The sequence below is a fragment of the Dyadobacter sp. genome (genome assembly GCF_039919315.1).
In the GTDB taxonomy this organism is placed as follows: domain Bacteria; phylum Bacteroidota; class Bacteroidia; order Cytophagales; family Spirosomataceae; genus Dyadobacter.
The window spans coordinates 1-22,062 of the sequence record NZ_JBDSFX010000110.1 but is presented as its reverse complement, the minus strand read 5'-3'; the positions used below and the strand labels follow the sequence as shown (position 1 = coordinate 22,062).

Here is a 22,062-nt window from a genome sequence, read left to right as displayed (position 1 = left end):
CAGGCCAAGATGTAGCCCGGTAAGTGTCAAATGCAAATTTAACTAAGAAATCGAGGATGTTCAATAACAAAATATTTATTGGAGCGGGAATACTCATTATAGCAGTTTCTTTCATTTTCCTGTTTTCAGATCTGTTAATCGTTACCTCAATTGATTACAATAGCCAGGTCAAGCCTATCCTTAACAAACATTGTATAGGATGTCATGGTGGTGTTAAACAGGCAGGTGATGTAAGTTTCCTTTTTGAGCACGAAATGCTCGAACCCGGCAAATCAGGCAAGATCCCAGTCTTACGCGGCGATGCAGATGCCAGCGAGATGATACGCCGTATACTTAGCGATGATCCTGACCAGAAAATGCCAAAACACGGCACATCTTTGAAAGACGACGAAGTTGATATTTTAAAAAAATGGATCAATCAGGGTGCTAAATGGGAAAGGCATTGGTCTTATAAGAGAATTGAAAAGCCTGAGGTGCCTTCCCTGGACGGTTTCAATAATCTCTATGGACTGTTTAACAATGCTGACAAAAAGTGGGCTACCAACCAAATCGACCATTTCACTTTGCAAAAGATGCGTGAACAGGAGCTTAGACCTTCATCAGAAGCCGACAAAGCAACCTTGCTACGAAGGGTTAGTTTAGACCTGATTGGATTGCCGCCTAACGAAAAGGAAGTCGCAGACTTCCTAGCCGACAATTCATCAAATGCATTTGAAAAGGTAGTAGACCGCCTACTTAAATGTTCTTCTTTTGGAGAAAAGTGGGCTTCCATGTGGCTGGACCTGGCCCGGTATGCTGATACAAAAGGCTATGAGAAGGACAATGGGCGCAGGATTTGGCGGTATCGCGATTATGTAGTTCGATCATTTAATTCGGACAAACCATTTGATGTTTTTACCATTGAACAGCTGGCTGGTGATCTACTGCGGCAAAAAAATGGAATGCCCTCAGATGAGAGCCTGATTGCGACCGGCTTTCATCGGAATACTATGAACAATGACGAAGGCGGCACCTCTGATGAAGAATTTCGCGTCGCAGCCCAGATTGACCGGGTCAATACAACCTGGGAGGTTTGGCAAGGAACGACATTCGCTTGCATTCAATGCCATAGTCATCCTTATGATCCGATTTCGCATGACGAATACTATAAGTATATGGCATTTTTTAACAATACGCGCGATGAAGATGTACCTAACGATTTTCCAACGCTGCGTCTTTACAAGGGTGAGGATTCTGCTAAGGTGCAACGCCTGATCGATTGGGTAGCTAAACGTGAGCCCCAACAAAGTGTTTCGTTTACGCAGTTTCTAAGGGTAATGGAGCCAAAAATAAATTCGCACGATTTTCAAATTATCGGTGGGTCTACATTATTAGATGGAAAATACCTGGGTTTAAAACACAAGACTACTGCAAGGCTACAAGTGGCTAACTTAACTGGGAAGACGCACATGGTCGTATCCCTTGGGGCCAATTTCGACAAATCAACTTTAACAATTAAAACCGACACAAACACTGCTGAGGCAATCGCCCGGATAAGCATTCCAAACACGCAGGGAAGGGATTCGGTGATGATCATACCGATCACTGAACCCGGTGGCAAACGTGATTTATTTTTTAGCCTGGATAATCCCAAAAATCCCAGTTCTTGGCTTCAAGTCAAATGGCTGTCATTTCAAAAAGAAATGCCTGGTAAAAGTGACCCGGAGTATCCTGCCGTCTTGGCCGAGTATAGTCGACTTTTGAGCAAACCAGCAGAAGATATTCCAATTTTATGGGAAGGGAGAGACGATTTTAGCCGAACAACAAATGTTTTTGTCAGAGGAAATTGGATGGTGAAAGGCGCAGAAGTGAAGCCCGATGTCCCAAAATTGCTTTATGGAATGCCCAAAGAATATTCCAAGGACAGACTTGGCCTGGCCCGCTGGATCGTTAACCGGGAAAATGCTTTGACCGGCCGCGTAATTGTTAACCGCTTTTGGGAGCAGCTGTTCGGCAGAGGAATCGTCGAAACGGTGGAGGACTTGGGGTCACAGGGTGCTGAGCCGACACATCCGGAGTTGCTTGACTGGCTGGCAGTTGAATTCATGGAAACCGACCACTGGAGCGTTAAAAAGCTTTTAAAGCGTATTGTAATGTCATCCACTTACCGGCAAAGCTCTAAAACGGATGGAAACAAGCTTGAAAAAGACCCATATAACATCTGGATTTCACGGGGCCCGCGCGTGAGACTGAGCGCGGAACAGGTTCGCGACCAGGCACTTGCATGCAGCGGACTTATTTCCAATAAAATGTATGGCCCGGGCGTGATGCCGCCACAGCCTGACAAGATCTGGCAGTCGCCATACAGTGGTGAAAAGTGGGTGGTCAGTGAAGGCGAGGATCGTTACCGGCGGAGCGTTTACACCTATTGGAAGCGAACCGCTCCCTATCCCTCCATGGTCACATTTGACGCGCCAAGCCGCGAATTTTGCCAATCCAGACGCATTTTAACCAACACACCATTACAGGCACTGGTTACATTGAACGATCCTGTTTATCTGGAAGCAGCCGAAAAACTGGCGACCAGAATGCAGCAGCGCGGAAAAACACCTGAGCAGCAATTGAAAGCAGGTTACCGCATGCTCACTTTCCAAGGCATTGAACAGAAAAACCTGAATGTGCTCTTAAAAGTTTACAGGCAGGCGCTGGATGCCTACAAGAAAAAACCAGTGGAAGCAGATAGCATGCTGGCCTATGGAAAAGAGCACGCACCTGAACTGGCCGCGCTCACTATCTCGGCCAACGTCATGCTAAATCTTGATAATGTCATTACAAAGGAATAAGCATGGAAAATCTGAGAAAAGAACTTGAACATACTGCATTGCTTCATCAGACACGGCGACACTTTTTGCAATCCGTTGGGTTTGGGCTGGGTGCATTGGGCTTAGGGACAATGCTGGATTCCTGCGGGCCTTCATCGGCGGCAACGAGTCTAGGCGATATTGCCAAATCGCGTATTCCGCAGTTTGCCCCCAAAGCCAAGCGTGTCATCTACATTCACATGGCCGGCGCACCTTCGCAGCTCGAACTGTTTGATTATAAGCCCGAACTGGTGAAATACCACGGAAAAGATTGCCCCGCGGAATTCTTGGAAGGCAAAAAATTCGCGTTCATCCAGGGTGTGCCTAAAATGCTGGGGCCACAAGGGCGTTTTGCGCAATACGGCCAGTCCGGCGCCTGGATGTCGGATTATGTGCCTTACCTGCAAACTGTTGCCGACGAGATCTCATTTCTAAAAGCCATGCACACCGACCAGTTTAACCATGCGCCAGCGCAGCTGCTGATGCACACTGGAAGTCCGCGGCTGGGTAGGCCTAGTTTAGGAGCATGGTCTGTCTATGGCTTGGGATCTGAAAATCAGAACCTGCCGGGCTTTATCGTGCTTGCTTCGGGCGGGCAGCAGCCAGATGCAGGTAAAAGCGTTTATGGCAGCGGCTTCCTGCCTTCGGTTTACCAAGGTGTACAATGCCGCACGGGCGGTGACCCGGTTTTGTATGTGAGCGATCCAAGCGGTATGAACCGCGATATGCGCAAGCAGACCATTGCAGCCATCAATGAAATCAATAAGCAGACTTATGAGGATGTTAGGGATCCGGAAATATTGACCCGTATCAGTCAGTACGAAATGGCATTCCGCATGCAAATGTCCGTCCCTGAAGTGATGGATGTTTCCAAGGAGCCGCAATTTATACTGGACATGTATGGGGTGAAACCTGGCGAAGGAACATTTGCCATGAACTGTCTGCTAGCCCGAAAACTGGTCGAAAACGATGTACGTTTCGTGCAGCTCTTCGACTGGGGCTGGGATGGCCATGGCACTTCCAAACGAGAAAATGTTGAAGGTGGTTTGATTGGAAAGTGCCGGGAAACGGATCAGCCGGTGGCAGCTCTGATCAAGGATCTGAAAATGCGCGGGTTGCTCGAAGAAACGCTCGTGATATGGGGCGCAGAGTTTGGCAGGACGCCTATGCAGGAAAACCGGAACGGGCTGGTGATGCCCTTCATGGGCCGCGACCACCATTTGGAAGCATTCACCATGTGGATGGCAGGTGGCGGTGTGAGGCAAGGCGTTTCACACGGAGAAACCGACGAGCTGGGCTACTATGGTACAAAAGGGAGGGTGCATGTACATGATTTACAAGCGACTATCCTTCACTTAATGGGTTTTAACCATGAAAAATTTACCTATCCTTTCCAGGGAAGAAACTTCAGGCTTACAGATACAGAAGGCCAGGTCGTCAAAGAAATAATTGCTTAGTTGCTAAACCCTTGACCATGCATTACATTTTGCTCCAGGATTCGTCCTGGGCTACATTCATCGGTAGGTTCCACCCAGCGATCGTGCATTTCCCTATTGGCTTTTTATTGGTAGGGTCCCTGCTCGAATTGGGAAGACGTTGGGGCAAAATTGCTGTTAGCGAAAGTGCTATCGTTTTTATTCTGCTATTGTCGGCCCTCAATGCAACATTCGCATGCATGGCAGGTTACTTACTTTCGTCAAGCGGCGGTTATGATGAAACGCTTCTTAATAACCACATGTGGAAGGGCATTGGCGTGGCAGTTTTTGCGTGGATGGCTTGGCTCGTTAAATCCGAGAGACTCCAAAAAGCATTGCCCGCTGGGAAAGTGATTTACCTTCCTGCTATTTTGGTTGCAACCGCGCTGACATTGTCCACCGGCCACGACGGCGGTTCGCTCACGCATGGAGCGGATTACCTGACCCAATACACGCCCGAGCCTCTCCGCGGCCTGGCAGGCTTGCCGCCAATGCAGCAGAACCACATTGAAATAAAACCCATTACCGATGTTCAGCAAGCCGTTGTCTTCACTGACATTGTTCAACCGATCCTGGAAGCCAAATGCACCCAATGTCACAGCGCAAGCAAGAGCAAAGGCGATCTGCGGATGGATCAGCTGGCATTACTGGCCAAAGGCGGCGAAAATGGTCCTGCATTTGTAGCTGGAAAAGGGGCTGAAAGTGATATGATCAAAAGGTGCCTGCTACCCGAAAATAAGGACGAGCATATGCCGCCAAAAGGCAAGCCGCAGCTGACCACGGATCAGATTGCGTTGCTTTCCTGGTGGATCGATCAGGGCGCTCCGGCGGATAAAAAAGTTTCGCAACTAACCGTTTCTGAGGCTATTAAGCCTGCATTAGCTTCGTTGACAAAGGGCGCCCCGACAGGCGCAGACATGGCCAAAGAATCGGGCGTACTCAGCCTTAAAGTGCCAAAAGCAAATGATCAGGCAATTGAAAATCTCAGAAAAGCGGGACTGATCGTCACTTCATTATCGCAGGATCAGAATTTACTTGAAGTGAGCGCGGTGAATTTGCCTGGTTTCAGTGATAAACAAATGGATCTTTTGCAGCCAGTTGCGCAGCAAATTACCTGGCTCAAACTGGGCCACACCTCCATTACAGACGCCACATTGCCGCAAATCGCCAAGTTCCCTAATTTGAGCAAGCTGCATCTGGAATACACCGCCATCACCGACAAGGGCCTGGCTGCGCTAAAGCCACTTCGCTATTTGAGCTATCTCAACATTGTGAACACCAAAGTCGGGGACGCGGGTTTGAAAGCAATCGCCGATATGAAGGCGCTTCGTTCTATCTATGTTTGGCAATCGGCTGTTTCAGATAGTGCGGTTAGCCAGGTAGGAAGGAGAAACCCTGATCTATTGGTGATTAAGGGTTTCAATGAAGCAACGGTGGCGCAATTTGTGAAGGCTGGTGAGCCAAATGATCAAAAAGAACTTAAAAACAAATGATATCGACCATCGGAATCGTAATCTTTTTCTCAAAACAGCTTGTGAATGCAAAAAGTTAGTGACATTATGATCAAGATAAACTCCCAGTTTTCAATATTAAAATACCTTGTCTTGATATCGGCTGCATGCCTATTCGGCGCCGCTTTTTTCATAAGCACTGCTGAAAAACTTGTGCTTGATCAAGGAGCACATATCTCATTGATTGGAGGTAATCTAGGGTCAAGGATGCTTAATTACGGGTCCCTTGAGACAGAGTTGCATCTACGCTACCCTAGCAAAAACCTATTCATCCGTAACCTTTGTGATGGGGGCGACACACCAGCCTTCCGGCCGCATTCAGCGCGCAACAGCCCATGGGCATTTCCTGGTGCCGATCAGTTCTATAAAAACACAGAATACGCTCAAAATTCCAATAGCGAAGGTACTTTTCCTAAACCCGACCAATGGCTGACCTCCTTAAAAAGCGACATCATAATCGCTTTTTTCGGGGGTAGCGAGTCGTTCAGCGGCCCGGAAGGCCTAATAAATTATAAAGCTGAACTGGCTGCGTTTGTAGCCCATACAATGGAGCAACGCTACAATGGGCATTCCGCTCCGCAATTAGCGTTGGTATCACCCGTGGCCTTTCAGGACCTTTCGGCACGGATGGATTTACCCAATGGTATCCGGGAGAATGAAAACCTTGGTTTATACACCTTGGCGACTAAGGAAGTCGCTGCAAAGTATGGGGTCCTTTTTATCGACGCTTTTGCGATCACCAAACAATGGTATAAATCTGGGGAGCAGCTGACAATCGATGGTTTGCAGTTGAATGAGGCAGGTTATGAAAAACTGGCCAAATGGCTATCTAGCGAGATCTTTGGAAGAGCACCGGTGGTCAATGAGCAAAAGCGTGCAGCCATTCGGCAGGCGGTGCTGGACCATGGGTGGTACTGGCACAACGACTACAAAATCCCCAATGGTGTCCATGTTTATGGCCGGCGCTACAAACCTTTTGGACCTGATAACTACCCGGATGAGCTGATCAAAATACGGCAATTGACAGCCAATCGTGACACGCTTATCTGGCGGACGGCTAGGGGACAGGCCTATGACGTTGCAGGCGCAGATGCCCGAACCCACAAGTTACCGCCCATCGAGACCAACTACAATCCACAGGAAGGTGTGCGCTATCTTTATAACGGGGAAGCACTAAGCAAGTTTACAATGGCCCCCGGCTTCAAGATTGATCTGTTTGCCTCCGAAAAAGAGTTTCCTGACCTGGCCAACCCATCACAAATTGCCTTCGATAATAAAGGCAGGCTGTGGGTGGCGACCATGCCGACCTATCCTCATTACCGCCCCGGTGATCCCCGTCCTAACGATAAGCTAATTATTTTGGAGGACACCGACGGTGATTCTAGAGCTGACAGACAGATTGTCTTTGCCGATGGCCTACACATCCCGGCGGGCTTTGAGATTACCCCAGAAGGTGTCTACATATCTCAGGGAACAAATTTGAAGCTTTATACAGACACCAACGGTGATGATCGAGCCGACAAGGTGGAAATCGTCTTAAGCGGATTTGATGATCACGATACCCACCACGTCATTCATGCTTTCTGTGCGGACCCGTCGGGTGCGATTATCATGGGTGAGGGTATTTTTCTGCACACCAACGTCGAGACACCTTATGGTACGGTTAGAGGTACCCATGGTGGATTTATGCGCTACGCTCCTCAACAGAAAAAACTTGAAAAGATTGCGCAGGTACCTGTCACAAACCCATGGGGTATTGCCTTTGATGAATGGGGACAAGATTTTTGTTTATCGACATCCAACCCCGATCTATACTGGATGATGCCTGGAACAATCAAGCCTATTTATGGCCTTTCCGCCCCGAACTCAAGAGCACTTGTGGAGACCAAACACCGTGTAAGGCCCACTTCGGGACTAGAATTTGTGTCTAGCCGCCACTTCCCAGACCTGATGCAGGGAGACATAATGCTTAATAACACCATTGGCTTCTTGGGTACCAAAATGCACCAGGTGACCGATGACGGCACCGGCTATAAAACAACCCACCGTTTGGACCTTTTAAAAAGCAGCGACCCAAATTTCCGCCCTGTTGATTTAGAGTTTGCCCCGGATGGTTCGCTGTATTTGGCAGACTGGCATAATGTGTTGATTGGTCACATGCAACACAATGCACGCGATCCATTGCGCGACCACGTGCACGGGCGTATCTACCGTATCACTTATCCTTCGCGCCCCTTAGTTAATCCCGCTTTGGTAGATGGTGCCAGCGTTGAGGTGCTGCTGGATAATCTCAAATTACCTGAATACCGGTCCCGCTACCGGAGCAGACGTGAGCTGCGAGGGCACAGCCAGCAAGAGGTGATGCCAAAGCTTCACAAATGGGTCAAAAACCTAGATTCAACCGATAGCCGCTACCAACATCACCTGCTGGAAGCGCTCTGGGTGAGCTGGGGATTAAATTCAGTGGATCAGGGCCTACTGTCAAAACTTCTTCGTTCCCCCGATGAGCGGGTCCGGTCGGCGGCCGTGCGAGTAGTCCGCTTTTGCGGCCCTCAGCTTGGCAGCAATCAACTAAAAATGCTGAATGAAGCCGCCAAGGACCCACATGGCCGGGTGCGATTGGAGTCACTGGTAGCAAGCAGTTGGCTATCCAAAAAAGAGGCAGCTACAATTTTGACTACTGTTGGCAAATACCCGATCGATGACTGGATAAAGCCGCATTACGATTTCATCCAAAACCCATCTGCCGACTTCCTGGACAAAAATTTGCGTATGAGGCCAGATCAAAGTGACATGCTGGCCTTCGGAAAATCCATCTACAATCGTGACGGTTTCTGCGGAACTTGCCACCAGCCTGACGGAAACGGCCTGGAATCGGCAGGCTTTCCACCACTTAACAAAAGCAAATGGGTAACAGGTAGTCGCGAACGGCTTATCAAATTAGCCCTTCACGGCCTATACGGGCCCATTGAGGTAAATGGTAAGCAGTTCGCTGGAACCGTGCCAATGACGCCCTTCGGCGGGATGCTTAATGATCAGGAGATGGCAGCGGTATTAACCTATGTTCGTAACTCGTTTGGTAACTCGACTACCGAATCCTTAACAGCCGACTTAGTCAAACAGGTACGGGAAGAAACTAAGTCCCGCAAAGGCTTTTATACACCCCAGGAATTACTAAGTCAACATCCAAACTGATAAAATTATGAACATATTATTATTGCTGCTTTTTGCTGTTGCCCAGCATGCGATTATCCTACCAGTGCAGCAGCCAGCACCTGCTAAAAAACCTATACATATTGTGTTTGTTACCGGGGATGAAGAATATCGTTCGGAAGAATCAATGCCAATGCTGGGACAAATTCTGAAACGGGAGTTAGGGGCTAAAATTACTGTTTGTTATGCTTTGGATAGCAACGGCAATATCAATCCGAACCGGGCAGACCATATCGACGGACTTGAAGCGCTGAAAACCGCAGATCTGATGGTGGTCTTTGCCCGTTACCGCGAGCTACCCAAAGTGCAGGCCAAACTGATTACCGACTATGTCGAGAGCGGCAGACCCGTAGTCGGTTTTCGCACGGCTTCCCATACTTTTATGTACAAAAGTGATTCAAGCCTTATGCACCTGAACACCGAGTGGCCAGCCAAGGTATTTGGTCAGCAATGGATCACACATCACGGGCATTTTGAAGATGGGAATGCCCCGCTGACGTCAGTTTACCCGATTCCTGGCAGGAGCTCACCAATCTTGAACGGCGTTTATCCGTTCAACGCCTTTTCATGGCTCTACCATGTGGATGGCGGTGAGTGGAAATTGCAAGGCGATGCCAAAACGCTGCTGGAAGGGAAGTCCCTACGTTCGAAGCACCAGCTTGACGGTAAGTTGGACAAATATCCATTGACGCAACCCGTTGCCTGGACCAAGACTTACACAGGTAGTAGTGCAAAAACGGCCCGCGTGTTTTTTACTACACTAGGGCATCCTTTTGATTTCAAGGAGAAAGCAATGCGAAAGCTCGCGCTTAACGGCATGTACTGGGCATTAGGGCTGGAAGGTAGAATACCAAAGGACGGTGTGAATGCTGATTTCGATTCTATTTATGAGCCCAACAATTCCGGCTTTGGTGACAAATTTAAGGCAAACCGCAAACCGCAATGATTTCCTGAGTACAATTATTTTCCAAGGCCTGCTAACCAGCTAATTGGTCCCTAATACCGCTTGTGACCGTTCGCAGTTAGCGCATGAACATAAGTTAATCCTAGGCAGCTAAACGAACACACTCAGTGCGTGTATCCTGAGTGGTATCTAAAAATTAAAAGCTTTTGGGATAACCGGGACAATTTAAAGTAATGTTTTGAAACCATTTTATCTAACCAATATGCATGTTTTTGCTCGTAAGTTTTTAAGAATTGTAATATGTATTCTTCCTCTGGTTGCTATGCGGCAGGATAACCGTCTGCGTGTAATATTTTTTGGAGATTCTATCACTCAGGCTGGGGTTAGTCCAACAGGGTACATCACTAAAATGAATGAAATCCTCAAACTAAAAGGCCAAGATAGTAATTATGAGCTCATTGGCGCTGGAATTAGCGGTGACAAAGTATACGATCTCTTCCTGCGATTAGAAGCCGATGTACTTTCTAAAAAGCCACATGTTGTTTTTGTGTACGTAGGAATCAACGACGTTTGGCACAAAACGTTATCAGGAACCGGCACTGATCCGGACAAGTATGTCAAGTTTTATGAAGGCCTTATTAAACGGATGAAAGCTGAAAACATTCGTGTAATCATATGTACACCGACAGTGATAGGCGAAAGAACTGATGCTTCTAATCCTCAGGATGGAGACTTGAATCAATATTCCAAACTGATTCGGGATATCGCAACTCGTCACAACCTACAACTTTGCGATCTAAGAAAGTCATTCCATGATTACCTGACTCACAAAAATCCAGAAAACAAGGAAAAAGGTGTGTTAACATCGGATAGAGTTCATTTGACAGACGAAGGAAACAGGTTTTTAGCAGAACAAATGCTTGAAGCGCTGCTTCAAAAGTGAAGTATTATTCTGACACAACTGGTTATCAAGAATGACGACTTATAAAGTAAGTAGTGAGCTACTGCAATGTGCACGCCTGCTCAAGATAGGCTACAAAATTTAGCGAAGGAGTAATAATGAATTGCCTATAAGCAGCTGGAATGGGCCTGCGGACGCAAACGGACAAATTCCAGGTCGGCGAAGACAATCTGTATATCATCTACAATCAACTTTTCTAAGCTTCATTTATGCCTCAATTTAAGCGATTTCTTTTGGCAATGCTGTTACTGGTCTTTTCAGTTACCACCGGTGTAGACGCACAAAGCCTAAAAACTACTATCTACAAAGATGGAAGCTTTGATATCATTGGTAGTAAGGTAACAATCTTGAATAATTACCCTGGGTTTGACAACAAATTTTTAAAACCTCTAAACGTTAAAGTTGTCGAACAGGGTGATATAAAGACGATTATTTACAACCTTAGGGAAGGTACATTTGAACTACGATTTGCATATGAGGGCAAAGCATTGACTATTGATACAAAAGTGACAGGACAAAAAAATATTCCTGAAACGATATCTATTCTCCGTGATGCAGAGGTTACGGGATCAAAAAAAGTCTTCAAAACCTCAAAGCAGATTATGGGCAACGGTGGCATAATAGACTGGCTCGATCTCAAAGATGAAATTATCAATTGTGGGGGAATTACTGGCTTTGTTCCGGATTCTGGAAGTACTTTAGTCATCTCCACACGAAATTATAAAAAGTACAACAGTTATACGAATGCATATAAAGACAAAGTAGGCAAGAAGCTTATTGAAGTTTATATAAATACAGAAAAAGTCTCTAGCCAACATCTACCGACCTTTTACATTACTGAGAATACAGCCGCATTTGATGCAATGAGAAATGAGGCCATTGAAGCGGGAAAGCTAATGGATGTTAAGAACGAAAAGCCTCAATCCTATCACTGGTGTTCCTGGTACTATGCGTACTATTATCTGACCGATAAAATGCTTTCCGAGTATGTGTCAGGCTTTAAAAAAATTACCCCTTCCGTCAATATTCAAACAGTTCAAATTGACGCGGGATATCATCCTCACGTAGGAGATTGGCTAGAGCCAAGTGAGAAGTTTCCGTCTGGTATTGGCGCTTCAATAAAAGAAATTATAACTGCCGGTTACAAAGCAGGGATATGGATCGGTCCATACATGGTGGGCAATAAAAGTAAATTGTACCGTGAGCATCCAGATTGGATTCTGCGGTATAAAGATAACAAGCCGGTTATAGAAATGTCATTCTACGGCGAAAACCGACTTTGGGGTGCTATGGACGAAGAAATCTATTGCTTAGATACCAGTAACCCCAAAGTTATGGATCATCTGAGAATTGTATTTAAAAAATTTAAAGAATTGGGTATCAGTTTTTATAAGACTGACTTTATGCTTTACGGGAGCAAAAAAACGAATGAGGTGATAAGATTCACGCCAGGTAAAACTTCGGTAGAATATCAGAGAGAATTTTTCGACATGATACGTCAGGAGATAGGACAGGAGTCCTTCTGGTTAGGTTGTATTGCACCTTTCGGGCCAATGTTAGGATACGTGGACGCAATGCGCATATCAAGTGATATACACCCTATATGGAGTGGTGCTACGAGCATGTTTGAGGAGTCAAAAAGCGCTCAACACCTTAATAACGTTTGGTGGCAAAATGATCCCGATGCAATGCCAATGCGCGATCAGTATACGCATTTGACTGCACCTGAAATACGTTCTGTGGCACTTTGGATGGGGATGCTGGGCGGTGTAATCAATACATCTGAGTTATTTTATGAAATTGCACCAAATCGCACACAATTATTTCGGTTTTTAGAGCCTGGTAAAACAAAACTAAATACTGCTTTTCCTTTTTTAAATTCAAATGAAAAATTGGATGTTTTAGTCCGTAAATATTCCGACGAGTCTTGGGCCGTTCTCTTTACAAATAGAAAGGAAGAGCGAGTTTCAAGCAGTTTTTCTTTGAAAAGGTTGGTCGATGTGGAAAAAGCCAATTGTTTTGATTGGGATGAAGCACATGCAGATAATTTAGGTTCTATATCAAACCTAAATATTGACCTATTGCCTCATGAAAGTAGATTGTTTTATATATCTCTTGACGCTACCTCGCCAGCAGCAATGACATTGGGTGGCAAGATAAAATAGGAAGTGAGTTTTTAAGAAGTAGCACTGCGGCATAGTAAATGAGAAGTCATTTAGGCGTCGCTCATTTCTTATAAACTTTCAAAGCTGAAATACTTCTTCATTTCTAAAAAGTATTTTTAGTTAAGGTAGTTAAAAGATACACGTGGTGCCTCTATACCGACATAGGAAATGCGTCACGAAAAGCCAATCTTATTGATGAATGTGTGCATACTTCCACTATTCTACTAAATTCAGAAAGCTTGATTTTTGAAAGACTACAAACATCAGTGTAAGTGAAGAAATAAAATATGGCTTTTGCATGAATTATTTACTTGTTTTATTTCTATTTCTCTGCACGTATGCTGGTAAAGCTCAAACGGCCACGCCTGAACAAAAATACCGGAAACTTCAAAGTAGACTTTCCTCTGGCTGGAATACATGGAATACAAGGTCAGTGCTCAGTCATGTGCTATTGCCACAGGGACTGGCGGTTAATATTGGGTTAGAGAGTAATGGACTAACTGGGAATAGGTACTTACATGAAGCGTATATTTCTCCAAAGGAAGTTCGTCCAGAAACAGTTTTGGCAGGGTACCACGCATATGATGGGAGCTATACAGAATTGACGGTAACCTGGGAAAAAATTCAATTTCGGGTGGAAAGCGCCCATGATGGAGCAGGGCTTGTTTTGTTAATCACACCTTTGACGCTTCCTGTTCGGCCTCCCTCCCTTATAGTAGAAGCAGGTATGCTCTGGAATTACCCTGGAAATGTTACAAAGCAAGACAGCGGGCTACTAGCGTCTATAGGCCGCGATCGCTTTTCGATAAGCAGTACTGCTCCGCAGCGATTTCAAAATTTACCTCTCACAAGCAAATACCTCACAATGACCTTCGATCGTGTCGTAGGAGTTTCTGTTGGGAGTCATCGAACCCTCGACGCTATTCGTGGCATCATCGGTGAAAAGCGCGCGGCTTTCGAACAAACACTAATCCAGTGGGGGCCACTGAGCGAAACGTATTTAGTTCAACAAAGCGCCTTGGCCTGGAATACAATATTTGATCCTGAACTAGGTGGAGTAGTTGCGCCGGTTAGCCGGTCTTGGAATACATTCTTCGGTGGACATTATGTGCTCTTCGACTGGGATACATACTTGTCGGCCTACATGGCTGGCCTGGATTATCGTCCGTTAGCCTATGCGAACGCTATTGAAGCGACAAAGGCTATTGACCGATTTGGCATGGTGCCTAACTATGTAGCCGGCGGCGGGCTAGGATCACCTGACCGTTCTCAGCCTCCGGTAGGAAGTATTGTCATTCTGGAACTTTACCGTAAGTACAATGAGCGCTGGCTTTTGGAGCTGACATTCGATAGATTATTGCGGTGGAACAGATGGTGGCCGACTCACCGAGACACAGGAGGACTACTGTGTTGGGGATCCGACAATTTACCTCCCGATGGAGCAGCCCATAGTTCTCAGGGAGCTGCCTATGAGTCAGGATTAGATAACTCACCCATGTATGACAGCATTCCTTTCAATCCAACCACCAATCAATTCCAGTTGGCAGACGTTGGGCTAACCAGTCTGTACATCGCTGATTGTAAGGCCTTGACACAAATGGCGAATGTGCTAGGCCGTTCAGAAGAAATCACTGAACTCACGAACCGAACGGACAGGTATAGTCTCGCTCTGAAAACATTATGGCATGAGGAGAAAGGTATGTTCTTAAATAAACGGACAGATACTGGTCAATTTAGCAGCCGGTTGTCACCGACCTTATTTTACCCCATGCTCGCTGGTGTGGCGACAAAGGCACAGGCCGCTCGAATGGTAGCTGAGCACCTGCTTAATCCAGATGAATTTTGGGGCGAGTGGGTACTGCCATCAATCTCCCGCAATGATCCTGCATTTAAGGACCAAAATTACTGGCGCGGGCGAATTTGGGCGCCCCTAAATTTCCTGGTTTACCTGGGACTCAGTAATTATGACATGCCCGATGTCCGAAAACAACTCGTTGAAAAATCAAAAGTTTTGCTTTTGAAAAATTGGCGGCAGAGCCGTAGCGTACCGGAAAATTTTCATGCTTCCGGCGTCGGACGATTGACCGGCGAAGCGCTGAATCGCAGTGATTCGTTTTATCACTGGGGGGCTCTGATGGGTTTCATGTCATTTCTAGAAGAAGATTCAAAGTCAGGCCAAAACAAATAAAGCCTGCAAGCACAACCAATAAATTTTTGCAACCACAATGATCAAATTATGTACCGACTTATTCTAAGTGTGTGCCTGGCTTCCGTAACGCCATTTATTGGCTTTGCTCAGCAGAAGAATATGCAACTTTGGTTCGACAAGCCTGCTTATCAGCCTGCCGTATTTAGTTATTCTGCGCCAGAGTTTCAAAATACATTTCATTTTGGTAAGCGCGGATGGGTTGAAGCCCTGCCGGTTGGTAATGGGCGGATGGGAGCTATGGTGTTCGGCGGCGTTTTGCGCGAACGAATCCAAGTAAACGAAGAAACGATCTGGGATGGTTACAGACGAAATACGGATAATCCAGAGGCGCTGAAGGCTTTGCCTGAAGTGCAGAAATTGATGTTTGCGGGTAAAAATGATGAGGCCGAGCAACTGGCAAGCAAAACGCTAATGGGAAAGCCGCTGAACATTCGGCCATACCAGCCACTAGGCGATCTTTTCATCGAGCAACTCAATCCTTCCGGTGATACAACCTATCAGAACTATCGTCGGTGGCTCAGTTTGGATTCGGCTGTTGCCGTAACGCAGTACAAACATGGTGGTAAAAGCTACCGGCGGGAAGTGTTCGCGTCCCATCCAGCCCAGGTTATCGTTGTACGGTTAACTGCCGACCAGCCGCGTTCCATAAATGTTCGTATTCGGCTGCAACGCGAACAGGATGCCACGACCACCGTTTCGCCAACTGATCAGCACCGACTTCATCTCCGCGGCCGCATCGCCCGCACCGATGAAACTAGTGGACAACCTGTCGGCATGCGCTTTGTTTCCGATTTACAGGCGGTTACTCCCAACGGAGAAGTTTCAGTCGACTCTTCGGGGTTAATGACTATAACCAATGCCACCGAATTGACCCTTTACCTGGCCGCAGCCACGGATTACGCTGCGCCAAATCCTGAGCAGCGGTCGGCTGAGACCTTGCAGAAAGCATTAAATCAGCCGATTTCAATGCTTTGGCAGCGGCACCTGATCGACTATCGATCCTTATATGATCGTGTGAAACTCAGCTTTTCTCCGGATGCCGACCATCGCGAACTACCTCAGGACGCGCGCCTCAACCGGTTGAAAACAAAATTAGTTGACGATCCATATCTCTCAGCGTTACTATTTCAATATGGTAGATACCTGATGATCGCATCATCACGCAGAGGAGACTTACCGGCTAATTTGCAAGGTATATGGAACCAGACAATGAGACCGCCATGGAGTTCGGATTACCATACCAACATCAACTTGCAAATGAATTATATGGCCGCAGAGGTTACTAACCTGGCAGAATGCCACGAGCCACTGTTTGATTTGATGGACTCGCTGTCCATTTACGGACGTTCGACGGCCGATAAAATGTATGGAGCGAGAGGATGGGTTGTGCATCACTTAACCGATGTATTTTGGAGAACTTCGCCAGCCGACGGGGTGGTGGGCGTGTGGCCGATGGGAAGTGGCTGGCTTGCGCATCATCCCTATGAACACTATCAATTCTCCGGAGATAAAAAATTTTTACGAAAACGGGCATTTCCGCTCATGAAGGGAGCTGCCGAGTTTTATCTTGATTTTTTAAAACCAATTCCATCGGGGTTACCTATGGCTGGAAAGCTGGTCACCAACCCGTCTCACTCACCTGAAAATGCTTTTGAAAAAGCCGACGGTACCCAGTTTCAATTTACGTACGGGGCCACCATGGATACACAAATCTGCCGGGAACTGTTTACCAACTGTCTACGCGCAATCCAGGAATTGAGCGAGCCGGGCAAACCCGTTGAAGCTGAATTTAAACGCGAGCTCGAAGTAGCATTGACCAAACTGGCACCAGTTCAGATCAGCAAGCGGACTGGCGGAATACAGGAATGGATAGAAGATTACAAAGAACCAGAGTTAGGGCATAGACATATCTCACATCTGTACGGCCTGTTTCCAGCTGACCAAATTACTGTTGCAACCCCTGCCTTATTTGAAGCCGCCCGAAAAACGCTGGAACGTCGATTATTAGGAAATCCAAATGCGAGCACTGAGGAGGCCCAAAATAGGTACAAAAGTTACGGTAGCTACCTCAATGGTGAGAGTTTTGGTGCTTGGCAGGGCGTTTGGATCAGTATGATGTGGCTGAGGCTTGGCCAGGCAGAGCAGGCCTACAAGCATCACCAGTACCAGCTCAAATACGGATTTTACCCCAACTTTTTTGGCTCTGCTTATCAGTTGGACGGCACCTACGGCTCAACAGCTGTGGTCGCAGAAATGCTCATTCAAAGTCATACCGGAGTAGTCAATCTGTTGCCTGCCTTACCCAAGAACTGGTCGTCAGGGTTTGTGTCGGGGTTAAGGGCAAGGGGTGGTTTTGAAGTGGACATTCAGTGGAAGGATGGCAAGCTCATTACCGGTAGTATTACGTCAATTAACGGGGGTTTATGCCGGTTGATGAGCAAAGATGCTATATCCATTTTGCGGGAGGGAAAGCCGGTGAAGACAAAAAGGAGTAACAGTAATGAACTCGTTTTCACTACGCAGAAAGGTGCAGTTTATTCTGTAGTAGGTCGCTAAAGCATTTGGTGTGGCAGCTAGTAGTGGAAGATACCAAGAGCGCGATTTGTAAGCGAGTTCACAAAGCTAGCCAGCAGTTGTATAGATGAATAAAATAAAAAGGTTGGATTAGAAACTGATTGTTAGTATAACAAGATGGGTAAAATAAACAAAGATATTGAATTCAGAAATTGCTGGCTGAAAGATGTGACGCTTGTTAAGGAGCCGTTTCCACTGGCAATTTATCAACAGTTGGCGAATTCAATCGTGGAGCGCATTGCGGATGCAACAATACTTGAAAATGACGTCTTGCCATCGATCAATCAATTAAGTAGTTATTTTGCTGTTTCCAGAAATACGGTCGAAAAGGCTTACAGCCATCTTAAAGAAATTGGCTATGTAAAGTCGACACGATCGAAAGCATATTATGTGTGCAGAACGGCAACCACGAAAAACGGAGCATTATTTGACCCGTTAGATGATCTAAGTCATTTGTTTGCTCACATAGATAAGTTGCAAAAGGATGACTTAATAATTCTTAAAAAGTTTGTTAATAAAACATTTAATAGACGAAGCAAGCATGACATTTACCAGAGGATAATAGACTGAACAGAGATGGAATTGACAAAAAAAGAGATAATAGTTAATAGAAGTGAATATGCTTAGAAAAGCTACCTTTTAATTTATCACATCTGTGAACAAAATAATCCTGTGGGCAAATGATGCATCGGTAACTGGATCTTTAAGAGTTCTAGATAAGCCGGTCACCTACGCAATCCATTACTGGAACAATACAGAAGACATCATTTCGTGGAATTGCATGGTCACATACCCAGGTCAGTATGTAGTGGAAATAAACTATTCCTTGGCAAGCGAAATGATAGGAGGTACTTTCTCAATTGTCATTGGTGAGGTTGTTTTATTGAAAAGCGCCATTCCTACACAAGGGTGGCAAGATTTTAAAACCTTTAACTTAGGATTTCTGACGATCCATCGGGGAGGTGCAATCAAGGTCGAAATGCAGGCTGTACACATGCCAGATGCCACTCCGTCTTCCATGCCAGATGTAGCATGGTTCTCACTAACTCTTTTGACAGGAGTTGAAAGTTAGGATCAATTGACCTCATCGGCAAGGCAGGCGCTAAGGGTGGCTTTTTCGGTTGGAGCCAATTACTAATTTGCAAACTACGTAATTGCCAAAGTTATGGCTGCAGTGAGATATGTCGCTTTGATAATTTAAATGGTCGGGCGGTATGTAAACAATTTTGTTAAAAATAGAGCAGAAAAATTCCGTCGGCAAATCACTCGCTTAACACTTAAGCATATTTAGAATTTTGCACTTCATTCATGACTAGGACTTTGTTTGCAATCTAAAGTAAGCCGGTTTTTGTTACTTGAAATGATAGAAATAGGGCGATATAAATTTACTAATGAACCAGAGGATGAAAGGGCTAGTAGTTACATCAGATCATAAAGTCGAACTGTGTGAAATTAGAAAGCCATATCCCGGCCAATTTCAAGCAATGGTTAAGATTCTTGCCTGTGGCATTTGTTCCACTACCGACATTGAATTAATCAATGGGACACAACCCTTCCACAAGCACTATCCATGTTTACTTGGGCATGAGGCAATAGGAGAGGTTGTATCCTTAGGTTCAGGTGTAAAGCATTTTCAACTGGGAGATTGGGTTACCCGCCCTGCTGGTATCGTTCCAGGGAGCATGAAAGATGGTATTTCGTCTGCTTGGGGTGGGTTTGCAGAATATGGTTTAGTAACGGATTTGCGTGCGATGGCCGCGGCCGGTGATCTTTCCATGGCAAACGATTATGTTGCCCTGCGCCAAAATGTGCTCAAATGTGGTCCACAGATTGGCCTTGCATCGTCAGTTCTTTCCATTGCGCTTTCGGAAACCTATGAATGGTCAAAGCATCTAGATATAAAAGGTCGACTTATCTGCGTGAACGGAACAGGGATAGCTGGGCTCAGCCTGGTGTTATGGGCAAAACTTGCAGGTGCGAAGAAGATAATTCTCCTTGGCCGTCGTGAGAGGCGCCTTAAACTAGGGAAGGAATTAGGCGCTGACGAGACGGTCAATGTTAACGATTTGCCAGCTATTGAAACTATCAAAACTTTGAGTGAAGGCGGAGTCGACTGTTTTATTGAAGCCACCGGCGCTTCCAGTCAAATGGAGATAGCGCTACGCACCACTCGAGCTGGCGGTACAGTTGCTGTGTACGGAGTTGCACCTAATGGCCGCTATGAGATAGACTGGACTTGGCTCCCAAGTAATATTAAAATTACTCAGCATGAACCCAACGAGCATTTGGTAAGAAACGAAATCCTCAAATTTATTGCTGAAAGAAAAATACCGACCGAAAAGCTTTTGACACACATATGGAAGTTATCCGATTACCACATTGCTTTGAACGTCATTAAAAGTGAAGAGGTCATCAAGTCAATGATGGTCATGGAATGATACGCCATGTAAGTGCTCATCCATGTATGATAGAAATTGATGGATGGACGTTGGAGAAGAAAGGCGTGGAGATGACGCGAAAGACGAGACCGGAAGCTCTGGTTAAACGGCGGAAAGTGGTTATTTTTCTATTTATCACCCCTTTATTAGGACGTCAAATTAAACCATCAACTGTACTTTGTGAACATATTCGACAAAATACAATCAAAGCTCTTTACGAAAATTTGATGTATTAAGCGGATTTTAACCTATTTTGAATCAATGACATAGTGCGGTTTCGTGGCAAGGCAAAGATTAAGAGTTACACGTTTGCAACTATTTCTTTATAAAATTGTTCCAAAAAAACTGCATACAATACTCAACGAATGATTAACAATCCTATAGTAATTGCTGATGACGATGCTGACGACCGGGCAATGATGGTAGCGGCACTCAATAAAGTTTTTTCAGATGATCAGCGGATCATTCAATTTCCTGGTGGCAGCGAATTACTTACACTCGTTCTTGAACTGATCACCATGCCGCGCATTATATTACTTGATATGGTCATGCCACGCTTTAGCGGCATTGAGATCTTGACTAAATTAAGGGCTAATAAAAGCCTTGAAAATGTTCCAATTGTACTTTTATCCGGAGATAAATACAATCTTGATCTTGCCATTCAGGCACGCGCGGATGGGTTTTATTCAAAACCCACCAATATTGACGGGTTTATGGAAGTCGCTGCCGATATCAAGAGGCTTTTTCTTTCAACACACCAATGTTGATTACGTTTTTATGGGAATAATCAGCAAAGCGAATGGAGTTGTGCTTTTCTCAATCAGAAAGTGACGAGCGCGCAGACGTTATTAAGATGGAAGAAGTTACCCATAACGTTTGTAACGTATAAGAAAATGGGTTAGCACCAGGGTAGATGAATTGCTACCACGCCTATGGGCCTAACGAACCCCGAAACAGGCACCGTTTCGATCTCTGCGACTGTTGCACAACGCGGTATTTGATTGCGAGGTCATTATGGATTTTATTGGTGCATGAAGTACATTTATTACCTAAGTGTTAAAAGAAGAAAGTTTGCAGATAGCGACGACGTTGCGTCATAGCTCCGAGCGATCTTTTTACTTTTTTAACAGCATTGCCCACTGTCCCTAAGAAAACTGGCGGTAAAAAATTTGCTGTTGACCAAATGATAATGCAGCATCAATCGAACTAAATTTAGGTGAAATATACGAAGGGAGAGAAGATGTTATCGTTGCGGGTAGGGTTGCGATAAGCTCGCACGACAAACGCTCACTTGGAAATGTACAAATTGCTTTCAAGCGACTTCAAAGAAGAAGCCTGTCTTGGCTTCGTCTAATTGGCCTATACTTGATAGATGTAAGCAATCAAGTGGCTTATCGAGTTGTCCAAACAGCCATGTCCGTTAGCAAGGCTTATGACTGACCACCGAAGGACTGAACCAGACCCCTTCAAGAAACAATTTCAAATTGTCGTCTCATCAATCAATGCGTTAGCCGCGCAGTCTCACTTTCAGAAATAGCTGAGTTAATGGGATAGATACACTGCTTCCACTTAAGATTCTGCTTAGAGAGATGATCTGCTTCTAGCCCGACAATAACTTTATTTATGGGAAGTAGGAGAAATTAAATCGGTGGTGGCTGTTGCAGAACTCGAACAAAAACAACTCCATTTTCTTCCAAAACAGCTTGACTTTTTGTAACTTCAGGAATGCAAGGAAGAAAAAACTACACGGAAAAACTGTTCACCAGCTTTCA

General features: G+C 45.6%; 13 protein-coding genes. All 13 read left to right on the top strand.

Annotated elements, in window-relative coordinates; all coding sequences use genetic code 11:
- Positions 1-56: 56 nt before the first annotated feature.
- Complete coding sequence (locus ABIO93_RS32730; RefSeq protein WP_348074271.1) at positions 57-2,822, top strand: DUF1553 domain-containing protein; 2,766 nt, start codon at positions 57-59, stop codon at positions 2,820-2,822.
- Positions 2,823-2,824: 2 nt separating this feature from the next.
- Positions 2,825-4,297: a DUF1501 domain-containing protein gene (locus ABIO93_RS32725; RefSeq protein ID WP_348074270.1), complete on the top strand. Its 1,473-nt coding sequence runs from the start codon at positions 2,825-2,827 to the stop codon at positions 4,295-4,297.
- 17 nt (positions 4,298-4,314) lie between these two features.
- Complete coding sequence (locus ABIO93_RS32720) at positions 4,315-5,808, top strand: c-type cytochrome domain-containing protein (protein ID WP_348074269.1); 1,494 nt, start codon at positions 4,315-4,317, stop codon at positions 5,806-5,808.
- A gap of 45 nt (positions 5,809-5,853) precedes the next feature.
- Positions 5,854-9,021 (top strand): PVC-type heme-binding CxxCH protein, encoded by a 3,168-nt coding sequence (locus ABIO93_RS32715; RefSeq protein ID WP_348074268.1) that lies wholly within the window; start codon positions 5,854-5,856, stop codon positions 9,019-9,021.
- A gap of 7 nt (positions 9,022-9,028) precedes the next feature.
- A complete protein-coding gene (locus tag ABIO93_RS32710) occupies positions 9,029-9,985 on the top strand; it encodes a ThuA domain-containing protein (RefSeq protein WP_348074267.1) in 957 nt (318 codons plus the stop codon).
- A 220-nt stretch (positions 9,986-10,205) separates the two neighbouring features.
- Positions 10,206-10,886: an SGNH/GDSL hydrolase family protein gene (locus ABIO93_RS32705; protein WP_348074325.1), complete on the top strand. Its 681-nt coding sequence runs from the start codon at positions 10,206-10,208 to the stop codon at positions 10,884-10,886.
- Positions 10,887-11,113: 227 nt separating this feature from the next.
- On the top strand, positions 11,114-13,069 hold the full coding sequence (locus ABIO93_RS32700) for a glycoside hydrolase family 36 protein (protein WP_348074266.1): 1,956 nt from the start codon (positions 11,114-11,116) through the stop codon (positions 13,067-13,069).
- Between the two features lie 298 nt (positions 13,070-13,367).
- On the top strand, positions 13,368-15,257 hold the full coding sequence (locus ABIO93_RS32695; protein ID WP_348074265.1) for a trehalase family glycosidase: 1,890 nt from the start codon (positions 13,368-13,370) through the stop codon (positions 15,255-15,257).
- Positions 15,258-15,305: 48 nt separating this feature from the next.
- Positions 15,306-17,834 (top strand): glycoside hydrolase family 95 protein, encoded by a 2,529-nt coding sequence (locus tag ABIO93_RS32690; protein WP_348074264.1) that lies wholly within the window; start codon positions 15,306-15,308, stop codon positions 17,832-17,834.
- Between the two features lie 135 nt (positions 17,835-17,969).
- Positions 17,970-18,422 (top strand): winged helix-turn-helix domain-containing protein, encoded by a 453-nt coding sequence (locus ABIO93_RS32685; RefSeq protein ID WP_348074263.1) that lies wholly within the window; start codon positions 17,970-17,972, stop codon positions 18,420-18,422.
- Positions 18,423-18,507: 85 nt separating this feature from the next.
- Positions 18,508-18,924 carry a hypothetical protein gene (locus tag ABIO93_RS32680; protein WP_348074262.1) on the top strand — a complete coding sequence of 139 codons (417 nt, stop codon included), beginning with the start codon at positions 18,508-18,510 and terminating at the stop codon, positions 18,922-18,924.
- A gap of 331 nt (positions 18,925-19,255) precedes the next feature.
- Positions 19,256-20,290 (top strand): zinc-binding dehydrogenase, encoded by a 1,035-nt coding sequence (locus tag ABIO93_RS32675; protein ID WP_348074261.1) that lies wholly within the window; start codon positions 19,256-19,258, stop codon positions 20,288-20,290.
- A gap of 365 nt (positions 20,291-20,655) precedes the next feature.
- Positions 20,656-21,057 carry a response regulator gene (locus tag ABIO93_RS32670; protein WP_348074260.1) on the top strand — a complete coding sequence of 134 codons (402 nt, stop codon included), beginning with the start codon at positions 20,656-20,658 and terminating at the stop codon, positions 21,055-21,057.
- Positions 21,058-22,062 lie beyond the last annotated feature (1,005 nt).

Excerpts from the sequence above, each read along its gene's own strand:
- ABIO93_RS32730 (WP_348074271.1), top strand. The coding sequence starts at position 57 with ATGTTCAATAACAAAATATTTATTGGAGCGGGAATACTCATTATAGCA.
- ABIO93_RS32725 (WP_348074270.1), top strand. The coding sequence starts at position 2,825 with ATGGAAAATCTGAGAAAAGAACTTGAACATACTGCATTGCTTCATCAG.
- ABIO93_RS32720 (WP_348074269.1), top strand. The coding sequence starts at position 4,315 with ATGCATTACATTTTGCTCCAGGATTCGTCCTGGGCTACATTCATCGGT.
- ABIO93_RS32715 (WP_348074268.1), top strand. The coding sequence starts at position 5,854 with ATGCAAAAAGTTAGTGACATTATGATCAAGATAAACTCCCAGTTTTCA.
- ABIO93_RS32710 (WP_348074267.1), top strand. The coding sequence starts at position 9,029 with ATGAACATATTATTATTGCTGCTTTTTGCTGTTGCCCAGCATGCGATT.
- ABIO93_RS32705 (WP_348074325.1), top strand. The coding sequence starts at position 10,206 with ATGCATGTTTTTGCTCGTAAGTTTTTAAGAATTGTAATATGTATTCTT.
- ABIO93_RS32700 (WP_348074266.1), top strand. The coding sequence starts at position 11,114 with ATGCCTCAATTTAAGCGATTTCTTTTGGCAATGCTGTTACTGGTCTTT.
- ABIO93_RS32695 (WP_348074265.1), top strand. The coding sequence starts at position 13,368 with ATGAATTATTTACTTGTTTTATTTCTATTTCTCTGCACGTATGCTGGT.
- ABIO93_RS32690 (WP_348074264.1), top strand. The coding sequence starts at position 15,306 with ATGTACCGACTTATTCTAAGTGTGTGCCTGGCTTCCGTAACGCCATTT.
- ABIO93_RS32685 (WP_348074263.1), top strand. The coding sequence starts at position 17,970 with ATGGGTAAAATAAACAAAGATATTGAATTCAGAAATTGCTGGCTGAAA.
- ABIO93_RS32675 (WP_348074261.1), top strand. The coding sequence starts at position 19,256 with ATGAAAGGGCTAGTAGTTACATCAGATCATAAAGTCGAACTGTGTGAA.
- ABIO93_RS32670 (WP_348074260.1), top strand. The coding sequence starts at position 20,656 with ATGATTAACAATCCTATAGTAATTGCTGATGACGATGCTGACGACCGG.